At 69.1% G+C, this 17,554-nt stretch carries 15 protein-coding genes; 7 read left to right on the forward strand and 8 right to left on the reverse strand.

The genetic code is table 11. The features are described 5' to 3' along the window. The first annotated feature begins 106 nt into the window (after positions 1-106). Positions 107-1,033 carry a KPN_02809 family neutral zinc metallopeptidase gene (gene ypfJ / locus NGR01S_RS22440; RefSeq protein WP_063040002.1) on the forward strand — a complete coding sequence of 309 codons (927 nt, stop codon included), beginning with the start codon at positions 107-109 and terminating at the stop codon, positions 1,031-1,033. Between the two features lie 18 nt (positions 1,034-1,051). On the opposite strand, the gene NGR01S_RS22445 is transcribed toward ypfJ, so the two are convergent. Together NGR01S_RS22445 and NGR01S_RS22450 are read right to left on the reverse strand one after the other, a co-directional pair. After that, positions 1,052-2,665, reverse strand: a complete 1,614-nt coding sequence (locus NGR01S_RS22445; protein WP_063040004.1) for a hypothetical protein — start codon at positions 2,663-2,665, stop codon at positions 1,052-1,054. Continuing rightward, complete coding sequence (locus NGR01S_RS22450) at positions 2,662-2,979, reverse strand: type VII secretion target (protein ID WP_063040005.1); 318 nt, start codon at positions 2,977-2,979, stop codon at positions 2,662-2,664. Before NGR01S_RS22450 ends, NGR01S_RS22445 begins: the two co-directional genes overlap by 4 nt. 200 nt (positions 2,980-3,179) lie before the next feature. On the opposite strand from NGR01S_RS22450, the gene NGR01S_RS22455 reads away from it, so the two are divergent. From NGR01S_RS22455 to NGR01S_RS22470, 4 genes are all read left to right on the forward strand, one after another. Next, on the forward strand, positions 3,180-4,181 hold the full coding sequence (locus NGR01S_RS22455) for an NAD-dependent epimerase/dehydratase family protein (protein WP_063040007.1): 1,002 nt from the start codon (positions 3,180-3,182) through the stop codon (positions 4,179-4,181). A 31-nt stretch (positions 4,182-4,212) separates the two neighbouring features. Continuing rightward, positions 4,213-5,229 carry an Rv2578c family radical SAM protein gene (locus tag NGR01S_RS22460; RefSeq protein ID WP_063040009.1) on the forward strand — a complete coding sequence of 339 codons (1,017 nt, stop codon included), beginning with the start codon at positions 4,213-4,215 and terminating at the stop codon, positions 5,227-5,229. A 420-nt stretch (positions 5,230-5,649) separates the two neighbouring features. Beyond that, entirely contained in the window at positions 5,650-7,611 is a 1,962-nt protein-coding gene (locus NGR01S_RS22465; RefSeq protein ID WP_063040012.1) for a 2-oxoacid:acceptor oxidoreductase subunit alpha, read from the forward strand. Next, a complete protein-coding gene (locus NGR01S_RS22470) occupies positions 7,608-8,696 on the forward strand; it encodes a 2-oxoacid:ferredoxin oxidoreductase subunit beta (protein WP_063040014.1) in 1,089 nt (362 codons plus the stop codon). The genes NGR01S_RS22465 and NGR01S_RS22470 overlap by 4 nt, the downstream gene beginning before the upstream one ends. Before the next feature lie 16 nt (positions 8,697-8,712). Here NGR01S_RS22470 and NGR01S_RS22475 read toward each other — a convergent pair whose 3' ends face one another. Then, positions 8,713-9,357 carry a hypothetical protein gene (locus NGR01S_RS22475; protein ID WP_373861457.1) on the reverse strand — a complete coding sequence of 215 codons (645 nt, stop codon included), beginning with the start codon at positions 9,355-9,357 and terminating at the stop codon, positions 8,713-8,715. 162 nt (positions 9,358-9,519) lie between these two features. Next, on the reverse strand, positions 9,520-10,782 hold the full coding sequence (gene hisS, locus NGR01S_RS22480; RefSeq protein ID WP_063040107.1) for a histidine--tRNA ligase: 1,263 nt from the start codon (positions 10,780-10,782) through the stop codon (positions 9,520-9,522). Positions 10,783-10,974: 192 nt separating this feature from the next. On the opposite strand from hisS, the gene NGR01S_RS22485 reads away from it, so the two are divergent. Together NGR01S_RS22485 and NGR01S_RS22490 are read left to right on the forward strand one after the other, a co-directional pair. Next, the gene (locus NGR01S_RS22485; RefSeq protein ID WP_063040018.1) at positions 10,975-11,862 is read left to right on the forward strand and encodes a peptidylprolyl isomerase; all 888 of its coding nucleotides are present in this window, start codon (positions 10,975-10,977) and stop codon (positions 11,860-11,862) included. A 323-nt stretch (positions 11,863-12,185) separates the two neighbouring features. Continuing rightward, complete coding sequence (locus tag NGR01S_RS22490; RefSeq protein ID WP_063040019.1) at positions 12,186-12,779, forward strand: hypothetical protein; 594 nt, start codon at positions 12,186-12,188, stop codon at positions 12,777-12,779. 78 nt (positions 12,780-12,857) lie between these two features. Here the strand turns inward: NGR01S_RS22490 and NGR01S_RS22495 are convergent, their stop codons facing one another. Genes NGR01S_RS22495 through NGR01S_RS22510 form a run of 4 tightly spaced genes read right to left on the reverse strand, consistent with a single transcriptional unit; the run spans position 12,858 to position 17,491 of the window. Then, the gene (locus NGR01S_RS22495; protein WP_245664716.1) at positions 12,858-13,289 is read right to left on the reverse strand and encodes a DUF4913 domain-containing protein; all 432 of its coding nucleotides are present in this window, start codon (positions 13,287-13,289) and stop codon (positions 12,858-12,860) included. Then, a complete protein-coding gene (locus NGR01S_RS22500) occupies positions 13,286-15,235 on the reverse strand; it encodes a type IV secretory system conjugative DNA transfer family protein (RefSeq protein ID WP_084481595.1) in 1,950 nt (649 codons plus the stop codon). The genes NGR01S_RS22495 and NGR01S_RS22500 overlap by 4 nt, the downstream gene beginning before the upstream one ends. Positions 15,236-15,263: 28 nt before the next feature. After that, positions 15,264-15,869: a hypothetical protein gene (locus NGR01S_RS22505; protein WP_245664717.1), complete on the reverse strand. Its 606-nt coding sequence runs from the start codon at positions 15,867-15,869 to the stop codon at positions 15,264-15,266. Then, positions 15,866-17,491 (reverse strand): peptidoglycan DD-metalloendopeptidase family protein, encoded by a 1,626-nt coding sequence (locus NGR01S_RS22510; RefSeq protein ID WP_373861458.1) that lies wholly within the window; start codon positions 17,489-17,491, stop codon positions 15,866-15,868. Before NGR01S_RS22510 ends, NGR01S_RS22505 begins: the two co-directional genes overlap by 4 nt. Between the last annotated feature and the right edge of the window lie 63 nt (positions 17,492-17,554).

Here is a 17,554-nt window from a genome sequence, read left to right on the forward strand (position 1 = left end):
CCGGATGCGGTTGCCATCGTAGTGGGCCGCGCCGAGCGGACGTAAACGGATATATTGCGAGCACCCGAGCACGCCGCGGTGAACACGTTCACAGACGGGATCAGCCATGACCTTCAACGAGGGATCACAGATCGACCCCGGTCGCGCCTCATCGGGCCCGGGCCCGGGCCGGGGCGGGAAAATCGCCCTCGGTGGTGGCGCCGGCGGCCTGATCATTCTGGTGCTGGCCCTGCTGCTGGGCGGGGATCCAGGATCGATGCTGGGCCAGTTCACCGGGGTCGAGGATGCGCAGCAAGGCACCGGGGAGACCGCCGGAACTCCCGAGCACTGCCGCACCGGCGCCGATGCCAACAAGTACGTGGACTGCCGGGTGGTGCTCACCGCGCAGAGCCTGGACTCGGTCTGGTCGGCGGAACTGCCCGGACAGACCGGTGTCGCCTACGCCGAACCCGCTATCCGCCTGTTCACCGGAGGCATTTCCACCGGCTGCGGGTACGCGAGCAGTGCAGTGGGCCCGTTCTACTGCCCCGGCGACCGGACCGCCTATTTCGATGTCGGTTTCTTCCAGGAGCTGGTGGAACGGTTCGGGGCGAGCGGTGGGCCGCTGGCCCAGGAGTACGTGGTGGCGCATGAGGTGGGCCACCACATCCAGAACCTGCTCGGCGATATCGGCCGCGCGCAACAGGATCCCCGGGGCCCGGAGTCCGGCGCGGTGCGCACCGAACTGCAGGCCGATTGCTACGGGGGTCTCTGGGCCCACTACGCGGACAAGACGCCCGCGCCGGGGTCGGATACACCGCTGCTGATGCCGCTGGCCGATACCGATATCCAGGATGCTCTGTCGGCCGCCTCCGCGGTCGGTGACGACCGGATCCAGGAAGCCGCGACGGGCCGGGTGAACCCGGAGGCGTGGACACACGGCGCCTCCGACCAGCGCCAGAAGTGGTTCCTCGCCGGATACCGCACCGGCGAGGTGGCGGCCTGCGACACCTATTCTGCCGGCGATCTGAGCAACCCGGCGGGCCTGCGCTGACCCGCCGGGACGGCCGGCTCAGAACTGGTTGTCGTAGCCCGCGTCCGCATCGGCGTCCACCGCGCCGATGACCTCCGGCGCGGATTCACCGAGCGGTCCGGTGAGGTCGTCGTTACCGGTGGGACTCCGGTAGGGATCGACCGTGCGGGAGTGTTCGTCGTCGTTGTTGCGCTGCCCCGCGGCGCCGCCCGGTGACCCCATGAACGAACTGGACGCGGGCGTGGTGGCGGCGGAAGGCATACCCGTCACCGGCACACCGGGGCGGACCACACCCGTCAGCGGCGTCTGGCTCGCCCCGGGCAGCCCGGGCAGCGACGGCGAACCGGGCGTACCCGGTGTCCCGCCGGGCGAACCGGTGGACAGGCCCGGGCTTCCCGTGGTGAGTCCGGGGCCGCCGGGCGTGGTGCTCGGGCTCCCGGAGTGCAGGCCGGCCAGGGTGGTGGCGGCCGGGTCGTCGCCGGCGCCCAGTGCCGATTCGAGTGCCGAGGTGTCGGAGGCCATGCTCTGCGCCTGCTGCATGATCGGCTCGCCGACGCTCTGCGCCACATTCTGCGCGACCTCGGCAGCCTTCTGCCCGTCCACACCGAGCAGGTTCTGCACCATTCCGCCCAGTTCCGCCGTCTTCCCGGCGAGATCGCCGCGGGTGGCGTTGGCGACGATCACGGCCTGTCCCAGATGCTCGGTCGCCGAGGCGATGAGGGCGGTCTGGGCGGGCGGCGTCATGACCACCGGGGCGAGTGCGACCGCCTGTCCCAGGAACGAGGTGGCGATGGTGTTGAGCTGTGCGTTGCCCTGCTGGACAACCGCGGCGGCGGCCTGGGTGAGGGCGGCGATATCGATACCGCGCCGACTGGTCTGCAGCCCGGAGTTGTTGGCCTCCTGCCCGGCGGTCTGCGCGGTCTGCGCGGCGTCGCTCTCCCAGACCTGTCCCATGGCGGTCAGGCTGCTCTTGCCCACGCTCATGGCGACCTCGATGATCTGGGAGGACTGGCTCAGGATCGCGGTGGGATCCAGGGCGCCGATGACCCCGGTGCCGAAACTGCTCAGCAGGTCGCGGATCGGCTGGAACAGCACATCGATACCGGGCAGGGCGGGTAGGGCGGCGCCACCGAGCAACGCTCCCACCGGATCGGCGGGCAATGCCGGGGCAGCCGCCGCCGGTGTGGCTCCGGCCGCGGCGGCGGCACCGGCGGGGGCGCTCCCGCCGGTGGCCGTGTTCAGCACCTGCCCCAGCACGCCCTCGGCGGTCTCCAGCACCGGCGCCGCGGCCTCGTTGACGACTCCCAGCAGCTCGTTCGCCCGGGCGGAGGCCTCCGTGGCGGCACCGGAAAGGATGTCCTGCACTCCGGACGCCTCCCCGCCCGCACCGGACAGCCCCGGCAGACCCACCGCGGGTACGCCGGTCTGTGCCGCATCGTCGGAGATTCGCCGGGAGAGCACGAATTCCGGTGCGTCGACGGGCTGCTCGCCCTCGGGCAGCCGAGCGAGCGGAATATCCTGAACGGCGGCAGCCGGGTCGGGCGCGACAGCCGGCACAGCCGTTTCCGGAACATTCACGGGGACGTCCGGGGCCGCCTGCCGGAGCTCGGGGGCGATCAGGCCCGCGGAGGCGGTGGTGTCGAGCGGTTTCACAGGCCGCCCCCGGCCGCGCCCAGCACACCGGCCGTACCGTCGTCGGTGGCGTCGTAGTTGAAGGCGGAGGTGAAGGCGGCCTCCGAGAGCTTCTGGTATTTGGCCGACAGATCGTTGATATCGCGCGCCTGCAACACCTGGGCGGCGGCGAACATGGCCAGATAGTCGGCACCGATCAAACCGAAAACCGGTGTGAGGGCGGCGACATTGGCCACGGCGTCGATATTGCCGGCCGCCGCGATCTCGGTCCCGATTCCGGAATTCGTGATTCCGAACGCTCGCAGCGCTTCGGTCGCTACCGAGAGATCACTCATCGGGCTCCCCCCTGATTCTTCGTGAACATCATTGTGGTCACCGTGTGGAACGTGTCGTATGCCGCAACGACGCACACCCCTTGCGGCACCGAATGGTTGCCGCCCGAATATAGCCCACTCGACCTGCCGCACACGAGACACGACGGCCGCGCTAAACTAGAACCTGTTGCAAATTAGAACGAGTTCTATATTCTCGTCCCATGAAGGTCGCAGTGACCGGCGCAGCCGGCTACCTGGGTACGAATCTGCTCCCGCTGCTCGCCGAGCGGGGTGACGAGATCGTCGCCATCGACCGGGTGGCGCCTCGGCAACCCGGTGCGGCGAACATCTCCTGGGTGAGCGCCGACGTCCTGGACCCCGAATCCATGCGGGCCGCGCTCGACGGCGTCGAGATCGTCTATCACCTGGTCGCGGTGATCACCCTCGCCGACAAGCACGATATGGCCTGGCGGGTGAACACCGAGGGCGTGCGCGTGGTCGCCGAGGCCGCCCATGCGGCCGGAGTACGGAGGTTCGTGCACGCCAGCTCGATCCACGCCTTCGACCAGTACAGCTGCGGCGGCAATATCGACGAGACGACACCGCGGTCCACCGACGCGGGCCTGCCCGTATACGACCGCTCCAAATGGGCCGGCGAGATCGCCCTGCGCACGGTGGTCGACGCCGGTCTGGACGCGGTGATCTGCAATCCCACCGGCGTTTTCGGCCCGGCCGATCACGGCAGCCCGCTGTCGCGTATCAACCGCTCGCTGCGCGACGCCGCGCGCGGCCGCATCCCGGCCATGATCGACGGCGGTTTCGACCTGGTGGACGTCCGCGATGTCGCGCGCGGCCTCGTCCTGGCCGGTCAGCACGGCCGGACCGGGGAGAACTATCTGATCGGCGGCGAGATGATCTCCATGCTCGATCTGTGCCGGATGGCCGCCCGGCACGGCGGGAAGAAAGGGCCGCGCTTCTCCATCTCCCCGAGACTCGTTTCGGGCCTCATTCCCGTGATGGAGCCGATCGGTAAGCGGCTGGGCACCGATATCGTCTCCAAGGCCGCGCTCGGCGCGCTGGTTTCGGCGCCGCTGGTCGACCACGGCAAGGCCGGCCGGGAACTCGGCTACCGACCGCGCCCCATCGATGACACGGTACGTGACCTGGTCGCGTTCTTCGCCGACCCGCACGGCCCACTGCCGGATTTCACCCCGACTGCTTGACAGCACATAGAACGCGTGTTCGACTGGTCCGGTGCGGTGGCAGAACCAAACCCTGGACGCCGACGACGGCGCGCTGCCCGGACTGGACCGGGCCGGATTCGCCCGCACCGTACAGACTCCCGAATTCGACGGCATCACCTTCCATGAAGTGCTCTGCAAGAGTGCGCTGAACAAGGTCCCCGACGAATCGAATCTGCCGTTCCGGTGGACGGTCAATCCGATGCGCGGGTGTTCGCACGCCTGCCGCTACTGTTTCGCGCGCGGGTCGCACGAATACCTGGATCTCGACGCCGGAACGGATTTCGATACCCAGATCGTCGTAAAGACCAATATCGCCGCCGTGCTGCGGCGCGAGCTCACCCGCCGGTCGTGGCACCGCGAGAAAGTGGCGCTCGGCACCAACACCGATCCCTACCAGCGCGCGGAGGGCCGGTATCGGCTGATGCCCGGAATCATCCGCGCGCTCACCGATTCCGGGACGCCGTTCTCCCTCCTCACCAAGGGAACCCTCCTGCACCGGGATCTGCCGCTGCTGACACCGGCCGCGCGGGAGGTGCCGGTGGATATCGGTATCTCGCTGGCCCTACTGGAACCCGAGCTGCATCGCGGATTGGAACCGGGCACCCCGTCGCCGCGCGCCCGGCTGGACCTGGTGCGCGCCTGCAGCGACGCGGGTTTCGCGGTGAACGTCATGGTGGCGCCGGTGATCCCGTACCTCACCGACGGCCGGTCCCAACTCGACGAACTGTTCGGTGAGCTGGCCACGGCCGGTGCGGCGTCGGCGGTCGTGCTGCCGCTGCACCTGCGCGGCAGCACCCGGGGCTGGTTCCTGGGCTGGCTGGCCGAACACCATCCGGCACTGCTGCGCCGCTACCGCCAGCTGTACCGGCGCGGCGCGATGGTCGCCCCCGAATACGCCGGCTGGTTGCGCGAACGAATCGATCCGCTCCTGGAGCGGCACGGCCTACTCCCCGAACGCGAAGCCGAACCCCGCATTCCTCCCCCGGCCGAGCCCCGGACGGCCCCCCAGCTCGAGCTCTTCGCCTGACCGGGCCCGGTGCCGCGTCTCCCGGCCACTGCGGGTGGGCGAGTGCGGTCACGTCGTGGGGCACAACCTGCCGACACACCGGATAGACCGGCCTTCGAACACGCCGACGTACCGTTCGAACGTGCGCGTGCCGCGGACGAGGTCGGTGATCCGCAGCGGTATCGACCGGCCTCTCAGGGCGGAGAAGCAGCCCATGCCCGGGAGGCGGGCTCCTCCGATGGGCCGCATACGGCGGGGCCCAGGTCGTAGCACCTCCCGCCTCGGCGCATCTACCCTGGTGGTATCAGACAAGCACGACGCAGGAACACCTCGTTCCGCTTCCGCCGCCGACCCGGCCGTACGCTTTTCCGGCGCGGCGACCCCGCGCCGGGGTAGGTTGGCGACCGGCAGCTCATTTCGACGAGGAAGTGAAGCACGCATATGGTTTCGCACCACGACAACATCGGCCGCCCCGAGACCGAATCCCCCGGGAACGATTCCGGCACAGCGGTATTGGACCGTGTCGTCATCCGCTTCGCGGGCGACTCGGGCGACGGTATGCAGCTCACCGGCGACCGGTTCACCCATGAGGCGGCGGCCTTCGGCAACGATCTGGCCACCCAGCCCAACTTCCCGGCCGAGATCCGGGCACCGCAGGGGACGCTGCCGGGTGTGTCGTCGTTCCAGATCCAGATCGCCGACCACGATATCCTCACCGCCGGCGATCAGCCGGATGTACTGGTCGCGATGAACCCGGCGGCGTTGAAGGCCGATCTGGGCGAGTTACCGCGCGGCGGCACCGTCATCGTCAACACCGACGAGTTCACCAAACGCAACCTCACCAAGGTCGGGTACACGACCGATCCGCTGGCCGACGACAGCCTCGGTGAGTTCGTGGTCCACCGGGTACCGATGACCTCGCTCACGCTGGCCGCCACCGAGTCCACCGGGGTCGGCAAGAAGGACGGCCAGCGCGCCAAGAACATGTTCGCACTGGGTCTGCTGTCCTGGATGTACGGGCGCCCCATCGGCGGTACCGAGAAGTTCCTGCGGGAGAAGTTCGCCGCGAAACCGGATATCGCCGAGGCCAATATTCTCGCCTTCCGGGCGGGCTGGAACTACGGCGAGACCACCGAGGCCTTCGCCACCACCTACAGCATCGCCCCGGCGGTCCTGCCCACCGGCACCTACCGGCAGATCACCGGTAATACGGCGCTGGCGTACGGCCTGATCACGGCCGGTTCGCTGGCGGGCCTGCCCGTGTTCCTGGGGACCTATCCGATCACCCCGGCCTCCGATATCCTGCACGAGCTGAGCAAACACAAGAACTTCGGCGTCACCACCTTCCAGGCCGAGGACGAGATCGCCGGGATCGGTGCCGCACTGGGCGCATCCCTCGGTGGCGCACTCGGGGTCACCAGTACTTCGGGTCCCGGCCTGGCACTCGAGAGCGAGACCATCGGTCTGGCCGTGATGACCGAACTTCCGCTGGTGATCATCGATGTGCAGCGCGGCGGCCCGTCCACCGGGCTGCCCACCAAAACCGAGCAGGCCGACCTGCTGCAGGCGCTGTACGGACGAAACGGCGAGTCGCCGGTGGCCGTGCTGGCGCCACGCTCACCCGCCGACTGTTTCGCCATCGCGGTGGAAGCCGCGCGGATCGCCCTCACCTACCGGACCCCGGTGCTGTTGCTGTCCGACGGTTCGATCGCCAACGGTTCCGAACCGTGGGCCATCCCGTCGGTCACCGACCTCGATCCCATCGACCCGGGCTTCGAGACCGACACGGAGGGCGAGTTCCGGCCCTATGCCCGTGATCCGGAAACTTTGGCGCGTTCGCTGGCGGTCCCGGGCACGGCGGGCCGGGCCCATCGGATCGGGGGTCTGGAGAAGGCCGACGGTAGCGGCGATATCTCCTACGATCCGGCCAATCACGATCTGATGGTGCGGTTGCGGCAGGCCAAGATCGATGGGATCACCGTGCCGCCCGCCGAGGCGGACGACCCCGACGGTGCGGCCGAGGTCCTGGTGGTCGGCTGGGGCAGCTCCTACGGACCGATCGGTGAGGCGTGCCGGCGGGTGCGGCGCCGGGGCGGCCGAGTGGCCCAGCTGCATCTGCGGCATCTCAACCCGCTGCCGCCCGGTCTGGGTGAGCTTCTGCGCCGGTACCCCACAGTGGTCGCCCCGGAGATGAACGGCGGCCAGCTGGCCATGCTGCTGCGCGCGAAGTACCTGGTGGACGTCCAACCGTGGACCAAGGTCGCCGGTACGGCGTTCGCCGCCCAGGAACTGGTGGGCGTCATCGACGCGGCACTGGACGGCACCCTGGCCGGACTCGAGCACGACAAGGCCCGCGCCGCACGGGCCGGGGCCACGTATCGCACGAACGGGGGCGCATCATGACCATTATCGAAACATCGCTGACCGGCACCGAGCTGGGACTCACACCGGTCTCCGGGCTGTCCGGGGTGCCGACGGCCGACGGCCCGCAGAAGGCCAAGGACTACACCTCCGACCAGGAGGTGCGCTGGTGCCCCGGCTGCGGCGACTACGTCATCCTCGCCACCGTGCGCGGTTTCCTCGCCGACCTCGGCCTGCGCCGGGAGAATTTGATGTTCGTCTCCGGAATCGGCTGTTCGAGCCGCTTCCCCTACTACCTCGACGCCTACGGTATCCACTCCATCCACGGCCGCGCGCCGGCCATCGCCACCGGTCTGGCGGTAACCCGCCCGGATCTTTCGGTCTGGGTCGTCACCGGCGACGGTGATGCCCTCTCCATCGGCGGCAACCATCTGATCCATGCGCTGCGCCGTAACGTCAATATGACGATCCTGCTGTTCAACAATCGGATCTACGGCCTGACGAAAGGCCAGTACTCCCCCACCTCGGAACCGGGCAAGGTGACCAAATCGACCCCGATGGGTTCGGTGGACCACCCGTTCAACACCCTATCGGTCGCCCTGGGCGCCGAAGCGACCTTCGCCGCCCGCGCCCTGGACTCCGACCGCACCGGCCTGAACGAGGTGCTGCGCGCCGCGGCCGCACACCGCGGCACCTCCTTCGTGGAGATCCTGCAGGACTGCCCGATCTTCAACGATGGCTCCTTCGACGTGCTGCGCCGCGGGGACAGCGAATCCCGGCTGATCCGCCTGCGCCATGGGGAACCACTGCGGTTCGGTGCCGACGGTGAATACGCCGTGGTGCGCAGAGGTTTCGGTCTCGCCGTGGTGCCGTCGGCGAATGTGCCCGAGGACGAGATCGTGGTGCACGACGCGGATACCGACGATCCCGAGTACGCCTACGCGCTGTCCCGGCTCTCCGATCAGGACCTGGACCATGTGGTCACGGGTGTCTTCCGGGCGGTGGACCGGCCCACCTACGACGACGGCGTCCGGGCCCAGACCGCGGCGGCGCGGGAACGGTTCCCGGTGGCCGGCGATTCGCTGCAGAACCTGCTCACCGGTTCCGAGACCTGGACGGTGGGCTGAGCGCACGAGGCCGCGCTCAGTACAGGGTCGCGATCTCCTGGTCGGTGAGCACGATGGGAGCGACGTAGTCCTTGGCCCGGGTCAACGTCACCGCCCGGTACAGCGGCCGCTGCGGCAGCGGTGCGTCGCGGGCCTCGGCGCGGAGCTGATGGACGAGTAGGTCGGCGACCGCGAGTGCCGCGGGCAGTGCACTGCGCGTCAAGGCGTCCGCCAGCCGCCGCAGTCCCAGCAGGTGCAGCTCGCGGCCGCTGCCGGCGTCGGTGTACATGGCCAGCGGGACGATCTGCCGGTCGGGACCGGCGGTGAGACGCAGTACCAGGCGGCTGAGCCGTCCCGGGTACACGAGCAATTCCACGCCGGTGACGGCCGCGATATCGAGTGACCGGGTACCCAGCAGGGTGCGGGCCTCGACGACGGCCCCGTGCAGCGACAACCGCCGCCGCTGGACTGCCACGACATATCCGACAGCCGGTACCGCCACGACCAATGCCGCCACCAGCCCCACCGGCGGGCCGAACAGCAATCCGGCGAGTACGCCTGCCCCGAGAGCGAGCGCGACCGCGACCAGCGCCAGCCGCCGCAGCACCGGGCCATAGACCTCGGGGGCGACAAGGTCCAGCCCGATTCGCTGGTCGGGGTCGGGTGGGGGTGCATCGGTCACGGCGCGCATTTCGGTCCGGGAACAGGGTCCACCGGACAGTACTACGAGCCTTCGGCCCGCGCGTATTGCACAATCGCTCGGTTCCGGCGACCGGTGTTCCGCCGGACGATTCCCCCGGGGCGGGTGCCGGAGCTCGCTCCGGCCCCGTGGCGGCCGATCGGACTACCGCGTGGTCAGCGTGGCGACGATCGCGTCGAGGGCGATCTGCCGCTGGTCCCCGGTCCGCATATCCTTCAGTCCGATGGTCCCCTCGGCCAGATCGCGATCGCCCAGGATCAGGGTGGACTGCGCCCCCGACCGGTCCGCGGCCTTCATGGCGCCCTTCACCCCGCGGTCGCCGTAGACCAGATCCACCCGGACCCCCGCGGCGCGCAGTTCACCGGCCAGCACCACCATGCGCTGTTTCGCCGCCTCGCCGAGTGGGACACCGAACACCTCACAGCGGGCCGGATCACCCGCCGTGACCCCCTCGGCGGCCAGCGCCAGGATCGTGCGGTCGACGCCGAGACCGAAGCCGATCCCGGACAGTGCCTGCCCGCCCAGCTCGGCCATGAGTCCGTCGTAGCGGCCGCCGCCACCGATCCCGGACTGGGCACCCAGGCCGTCGTGCACGAATTCGAAGGTCGTCTTCGTGTAGTAGTCCAACCCGCGCACCATGCGCGGATTCAGGACATAGGGCACACCGAGCGCGTCGAGGTGCGCGAGCACCTGGTCGAAGTGGGTTTTCGCGGATTCGGACAGGTGGTCGATCATGAGCGGCGCCGTCGCGGTCATCTCCCGGACCTCGGGCCGCTTGTCGTCGAGCACGCGCAGTGGGTTGATCTCGGCGCGGCGCCGGGTCTCGGCATCGAGGTCCAGTCCGAACAGGAACTCCTGCAGCCGCTCGCGGTACTGCGGGCGGCAGGTCTCGTCACCGAGCGAGGTGATCTCCAACCGGAACCCGCTCAGGCCCAGGCTGCGGAATCCGGCATCGGCGATCGCGATGACCTCGGCATCCAGGGCGGGATCGTCTACGCCGATGGCCTCCACACCGACCTGCTGCAACTGCCGGTACCGGCCCTTCTGCGGCCGCTCGTAGCGGAAGAAAGCGCCGGCGTAGCTCAGCTTGACCGGTAGCTGGCCGCGGTCCAGGCCGTGCTCGATCACCGCACGCATCACTCCGGCGGTGCCCTCGGGGCGGAGAGTGACGCTGCGTTCGCTGCGATCGGAGAAGGTGAACATCTCCTTGCTCACCACATCGGTGGACTCGCCGACACCCCGGGCGAACAGTTCGGTGTCCTCGAAGACCGGCAGCTCGATATGCCCGTACCCGGCGAGTCGGGCGGCCCGGAGCAGACCGTCGCGTACCGCGACGAACTCGGCCGAACCGGGCGGAACGTAATCCGGCACCCCCTTCGGGGCGGAGAAGCTGCTGGTCTTGGTCACGGTGAACCAGTTTCCCCCACCCGCCCCGGTCGAGTCCAACCGGTTCCGCCTTACCCGCGCCCCGAGGCGGCCGGTCCGGTCGATATCCGGGTGCCGGGCGCCGGAGATGGCAGACTCTAGTGCCGGAAGCAACAGACCAGCCGCGACCGGCCGGGCCTGCCGGCCCGGCCGCCGCACGGGAGGAACGTGGTAGTGCCCAGCAACGAACAACGCCGAGCGGCGGCGAAACGCAAGCTGGAACGACAGCTCGCCAACCGGGCCGAACGCGCGCGCAAGCGTAAACAACTGACCATCGCCGGATCGGCGCTCGGGGTCGTCGTGGTGATCGCCGCGGTGACCGGGGTGTACTTTCTGACCCGCGGCGGCGAGAGCGCCGATACGGCCTCCAATGCCTCGCAGACCCCGGATGCCTCGCTGTCGAGCACACCGGGCGCGGCCCCGCCACCGCCCGCGGCCGCCAAACCGGCCAGCGTGAACTGCACCTACCGGGACAGCGCGGAACCTGCCTCCAAGCCGGTGGAGAAGCCGCGCGCGGAGGGCATCCAGACCGGTGACGGCAACTCCGCACTGAGCATCAGCGTGGATACCAACCAGGGACCGCTGGGGCTGACGCTGAACAACGCCGAGTCGCCGTGCACGGTGAACAGCTTCGCCAGTCTGGCCGGCCAGGGCTACTTCGACGGCACCGATTGCCACCGGCTCACCCAGGGTGAAGGTCTGAAGGTGCTGCAGTGCGGTGACCCGACCGGCACCGGCACCGGCGGCCCGGGGTACGAATTCGACAACGAGTACCCCACCGATCAGTTCGCGCCGAACGATCCGGCATTGCAGCAGCCGATCAGTTACGGACGCGGCGTGCTGGCCATGGCCAATGCCGGACCGGGCACCAACGGCAGCCAGTTCTTCATCGTGTACGGCGATTCGATGCTCCCGCCGAACTACACGATCTTCGGCACCGTGGACGAGGGCGGCCTGGCCACCTTGGACAAGATCGCCGGTCAGGGCCAGGACGAATCCAACGGTCCCGGCGACGGTAAACCCACGCAGCCGGTCACGCTGAAGTCGGTGCGAATCGACTGATTCCGGCGGCCCCGGCGCCGGGCGCGTTCCGCTCACCTCGGTTTCCGGCGATATATGCTGGTCGGCGCAACGTTGCGAAGACTGAGCCCCCATTTCTCGGGTAATCTCGAAAAAGGGAGTGCGCGTGACCAAGTCGTGTTCTCCGGCCGCAGTTCCGGGCCGGGGCACCGCTCGCGAGTTCTCCCGGTGCTCACGTCGCGCCGGGCGTACCTTCGCCGGGCGGTTCCGCGGGCCGGCCGGTGGATCCCGATCCGCCGGCACGGTCCGTTACGCCGGAGCACCACAACATCCAATAGTGCACACCGCAGTATCGGGGAGCAGCCATGTCCGAGGAACTGGACGACATCGGCCGGGAAACCGCGGCCATGATGAAGACGATGTTGCAGATCGCGACATTGGTCGCGCTCAAGGCCCGGGAACGCGGCCAGCGTGAAGCCGAGATGCGGGTCAAGATGACCGAGGCCCGGGTGAAAGAGGCCCGGGAGCTGCAGATCCGGGAGGCGCGCGACGCCAAGGCCAAGGATCCGCGCAACCTCGCCCTGGCCCAGACCATTTCACGGTCGGTCGCGGAGGTCGGGCCACCGGGTACCTCGGTACCGCACCGGGAAACGCCCGGTTATCGGGGCGTCCAACTCGAGAAGGACCGCTTCTCGATGAGTTCGTTCGCCGAGAAATCCGATCAGGTGAGCAGCGCGGCGGACGCGGTGCGCTACGACTCGGTGGAGCGGCGGGCGGCCCTGGCCGCGCATCTGGCCAAGATCGGTGTCGCACCCGAACTGGCCGCGGCCCGGATGCTGGTCGAGGTCGGACAGGCCACCCCGCCGAGCGAGGCGGTACGCAACCGGCCCGATCGGGCGCCGTCGGTGCAACGCGCCCGGGAGCAGGAGCTCGCCCGAGGCCTCGAACGCAGCCGCTAGACAGGGAGTTCCGGTCGGGATACGGAGAACGCCCGTCCAGCTGGACGGGCGTTCTCGGTATCCGGTGCCGGCGGGTCGTCAGCTCTTGACTTCGCTACCGGCCGGCCGGGCGGGAACCTCGGTCTCCTCGGTGCTGTCGAACGGATCACTGAACATTCCATCGGGTGGAGCCGTCAGCGGCAGGGGCACCAGCATGTCTTTGTGCCCGTTGCGCACACTGCAATATTTGAACGGGCCCTTCGGGTCGAGGAGTACGGCCATGTGCTGGTCGGCGTGGTCGAGGAACCATACGCTCATACCGGTGGCGCCGTCCTGCCGCAGATGCTCCCAGGCCCGCCACATCGCGTCCAGGCGCGCGATGGCCTCCGTATGCTTCCACCACTCGGGGCACCACACGGTATCGCTGAGATCGCTGACCTGCCGGCGGTAGACGACGCTGAGGTAGTTCTCGACGAACTCCACCACGTTCTTGTAGGTCGGTATCTGCTGCTCTCGCGAAATCTCGGTCACAGCGGTCGAACCTCCTGCCTCTCTCCCGGCCCGTTCTCCGGACCCGGTGGTGTTCCGCCCGGACCGTTATCCGGTTCCGTCTGTGCGCCCGCCGGCTTCTTGTCCAAGATCGTCGGCGCGCCCGCCGGGCCGTGGTTCGGCTCCGCGGGTTTCTCCTTGACCAGCGCGGGGGAACCGATGAGATCGGTGACCAATGTCTTGCGCTGTGGGTCGTGCTGTTCGATGGACTTCTTCACCGCGGACGCGTAATCGCCCTCCCACCAGGGCACCGTGCGCACCAGCACCGGTGGGGCCCCGGAGGAGAACACGATGGCACGGCCGCGCGGCAGCGTCGCCAGCGCCTGCACGGTGAAGGTCTTGGAGGACCCCAGCGACCGCGAATAGCTCTTACCGCCCTTGGATTCGGAGACCGAGGCGGAAATGGCGGAGTGCTCGCCGATGGCCTCGGACCGTTCCCGCAGGAAGTTGGTGTCGTCGACACCGCTGCCGAGCACCTTGATATTGGCTGCCGACCACAGTGCGTTCATTCCGTCGTCACCCCAGCACCGAGCGCCCTGCGCCCAGGACTGCAGCACGGTCATGACCACGATGCCGCGCGAGCCGAAGTGGCTGTACTGCTTGGGCAGGTCCTTCCACCGGACCACGTTCGCGGCCTCGTCCAGCACCGCCAGCAGTGGAATCGGCAAGCGTCCGTAGGCCGAACGCGACGCCTTGCGCATGGCCACATCGATCACGGCCTCGGTGAGCGCGCTCACCAGCGGGGCCGCCGAACCGCGGCCCTCCAGCGACAGGCTGTAGAGGGTGCCGTTCTTCTCGATGAACTCCAGCTCGTCGAACTGGGCCCGGGCCGGCTCGTGCTTCTCCGGGTCGTGGGGGGTGACCCACTTGTGCACATTGCGCAGTTTCAGGCAGCGCACCATCTTCTTGGCGGTGCCGAAGATACCGCTGCGGGTCCGCGGGTCGGCGTTGTACTGTGCCGCCAGACCGGAGGCGGAGAAATCGTGGCCCGCATCGCGCAGGAACTTGATCGGTTCGATGTTCTGCGGATCGGTCACCCATTCCCAGATCTGGGTGATCGGCTTCTTCGCGATCGCGGCGGCCAGGAAGAGTCCGGCCAGCAGATCCTCGGCTTCCGGATCGAAGAAGGCGTCGTTGCGGGAATCGGAACCGCTGTCGCTGTCGGCGAAATGGCCGGCCAGGCGCGCGGCCCGCATCTCACAGCCGTCGCTGTTCGCGTCCACCCAGGCCAGCGGATTCCAGTACCAGGTGGGGTCTTCGGCGGCCACACCCTGCGGGTCGAAGACGAAGGTGCGGCTGCCCTTGGCCTCGCGGACATCGCGGGTCGCGTCCACCACATCGCGTTTGTTCGAGGTGGCCAGGACCGGGCCGATGGCGGTGAGAATCGCCGGGATGACCCGTGAGGTCGATTTACCCTGCCGCGGGCCCCAGATGTCCAAATGCAGATCCTCATAGGAGCCGTAGAGCATCGTGCCGTCGGCCACGGCGACGCCGATCGGCACCCCGGGTGCGTCGTTGTAGCCGAGCTTGACGCCCATGTTCTGGGCCTTCTCCCGGACGCCGGCCTCGGTCAGGGCGGCGATGGCGCCGCCGTTGCCCATCACGTCGGCCTTGTCGTCCACCGCGAGGCGCCCCACCAGGCGTCTGGCCGTGGCCCGGCGCCGGTACAGCACGAAAAGGGCCAGCGCGAGCAGGACGAGCAGCAGGATCACCGTCGTACCGGTGGGCCAGTGCAACTCACCCTTGACCATCCCGGCGATGATATCGATCGGGTTGACCGGCATGTCCTGCTTCCGCAACGAGAGCATATTGCCCAGATGCAGGGCCACCCAGAGGGTTCCCAGGACGGCGCCGCCGACGTAGATCGCGATGAGGGTCAGATCGGGCCCGATCGCGGCCGGGTCCTTCACCGGTTTCTTCTTGGCCATTACTGCCTCCTGAATGATGCCTGCCGGGTCACCGGTAGCCGTCCAGACGCCAACCCTGCGGCGTACGAACGACGGTCGCGATGACAGTGGACGGCGCCAGGGGTTCCTCGCGGCCGTCCGGATAGACGACGGTCTGCTCGATTCCGATCTTGAATTGCTGCACACCGGGATCCGGCCCGGCCGGCGGCCGGTCGCCGGAGGCGAAGGTGAAGGCCTCCACCCGCGCCCCGGCCGCCGCCCAGTCGCCCCACCGCAGTGAGACTGCCGGCGCGCCGGCGCGGGCGGTCGACGCGTCCAGCACCCGGACCAGACTGGGGCCCAGCCATTTCCGCGCGCGTTTCAGCGAGTCACCCGGAACCTCGGTGGCGGGCTCCCACTGATAGATCTCGCGCAGGGCCACCACCGCGACCCCGTCCGGGGTCACCGGGTCCGGGGCGGGCACGGCCTCGAGCCGCCGGGGGGTAGAGGTGGCCACGGTGCCACCCGATCCCACGTCCTCGCCACTGCCGCCGCATCCGCTCAGTACCGTGATGCCCAGCATCAGCACCACCACCAGTCCCGCACCAGCACTCGTCTTCTCGTTCCAGGCTAACCGCCCGGACCTCGGAAACGGCGCCGATCTGCGCGTGTTCACAGCACCCTCCTCATCCGGGCGTCGCCGGGTACGGCGGTTTGGGCCACCCCACCGGGAGAGTCCGCGGTCAGCGCGGGCGCCGCCTGGATCATCTGCCCGTTCCCGCTGTAGATCCCGACCCGCGCGGGTCCGCGCGGGCCGAATTCGCTGAACACCAGATCCCCCGGTTGCGCCTTGGCGACCGGCACCTCGGTCCCGGACTCCCACTGCTGCTCGGCGGTGCGCGGCAGCGAGACCGCACCGGACGAGGCGGCGAATATCGCCGCCGAGGTCAGGCCCGGCCCGTCGAGCCCGCCGCCGCTGGGCCCCTGCGGGCCACCGCCGCCCCACACGTAGGGCGTGCCCAGCCATTCGTGCGCGGCCTGGACCACCTGGTCACCGACCGACCCCTCGGTGTCGGGAGTGAAACGGCCCGCGGCTCCCGGATCGCGGTATTCCGCTTCCATGGCCAGGATATTGGTGACGTAGGGCTGCGTTTCGGAGTAGTGCGCGGCCACCTGGTTCGGCATACCGCCGGATGCCAGCACCGCGCCCTCGCCCGCGTTGTAGGCGGCCAGCGTCAACGCCACCACATCGCCCTGCACCCGCCCCTCGCCGAGCCAGCCGGTGATCTTGTGCGCGATCGCGCACATGTACCGGCCCTGCCCGACGATGGCGTCACCGTCGTCCCATACGCTGGCCACCCCGTTACCGTCGGCATCGATCACATACGGCTGACCGTCGTCGGGATTGATACTCGCGGCGGTGCCGGGCAGGAACTGCGCGAGCCCCTGCGCGCCCGCGGGCGAGGTGAGCCCGCGCCGGAAACCGGACTCCTGCCGCCCTTGCGCGGCCAGCAGGGACGGGGTGACCTCGGGGCACAGCGACCCCGCCCGGCGGTACCAGATCTCCAGTTCCGGCGGCACCTTCCCATTCGCCAATGCCCCACCCGGCGTGCCGAAACCGCGCACACAGGCCGGATCGGTGGAATAGGCACGGGCACCACCCAGATCAGGGGTGGGTGCGCCGTCGAGCCAGGGCAGCGGGTCGATCTGCCGGCCGCCCGTGAACCGGCCACCCGGCACGATCTCGAAATGCAGATGGGGCCCGCTGGATTCACCGGCCGATCCCACCGCACCGATATGCTGGCCGGCGTGCACGGTCTGGCCGACCCGCACCAGCACCCCGCTGTCCCACATATGTCCGTACACCGCGGAATACGCGCGCCCGTTGCCCGCGTCGACCGAATCCACGACGATCCAGTTCCCGAAACCGGAGGCCGGTCCCGCGGCCACCACGACTCCGTCGGCCACCGAGAAGATCGGGGTGCCGTCCGGCGCGGCCAGGTCGACACCCTTGTGCCCGCCACCGCGCGAACCGAACACATCCGAGACCGAATAGGTGCCGGCGGCCATCGGCCAACTGCGGCCCAGCGGACCCGCGCCGGCGGCCAGCGAGGGCGTCGCGGTCGCGGTGGGGTTGACGGTGGCACCGTCCGGTATTCCTGTCGCTGCGGCCGCACGCGGGTCGCCGGGTGGGTACCCGCCCAGCGGCGGCAGCGTCGCCCGGCTCGGGTCGATAACCGATCCGCCCTCACACGGGTCGTCCACGGCGGGCATCACGATGACGAGGATGACCGTCATCAGACCGAGTACCAGACCGAGGCAGGTCCACAGCACCGATTTCGCGTTCACCGCGCTCCCGCG

Origin of the sequence: Nocardia grenadensis NBRC 108939 (genome assembly GCF_001613445.1) — a bacterium.
Lineage (GTDB): Bacteria > Actinomycetota > Actinomycetes > Mycobacteriales > Mycobacteriaceae > Nocardia > Nocardia grenadensis.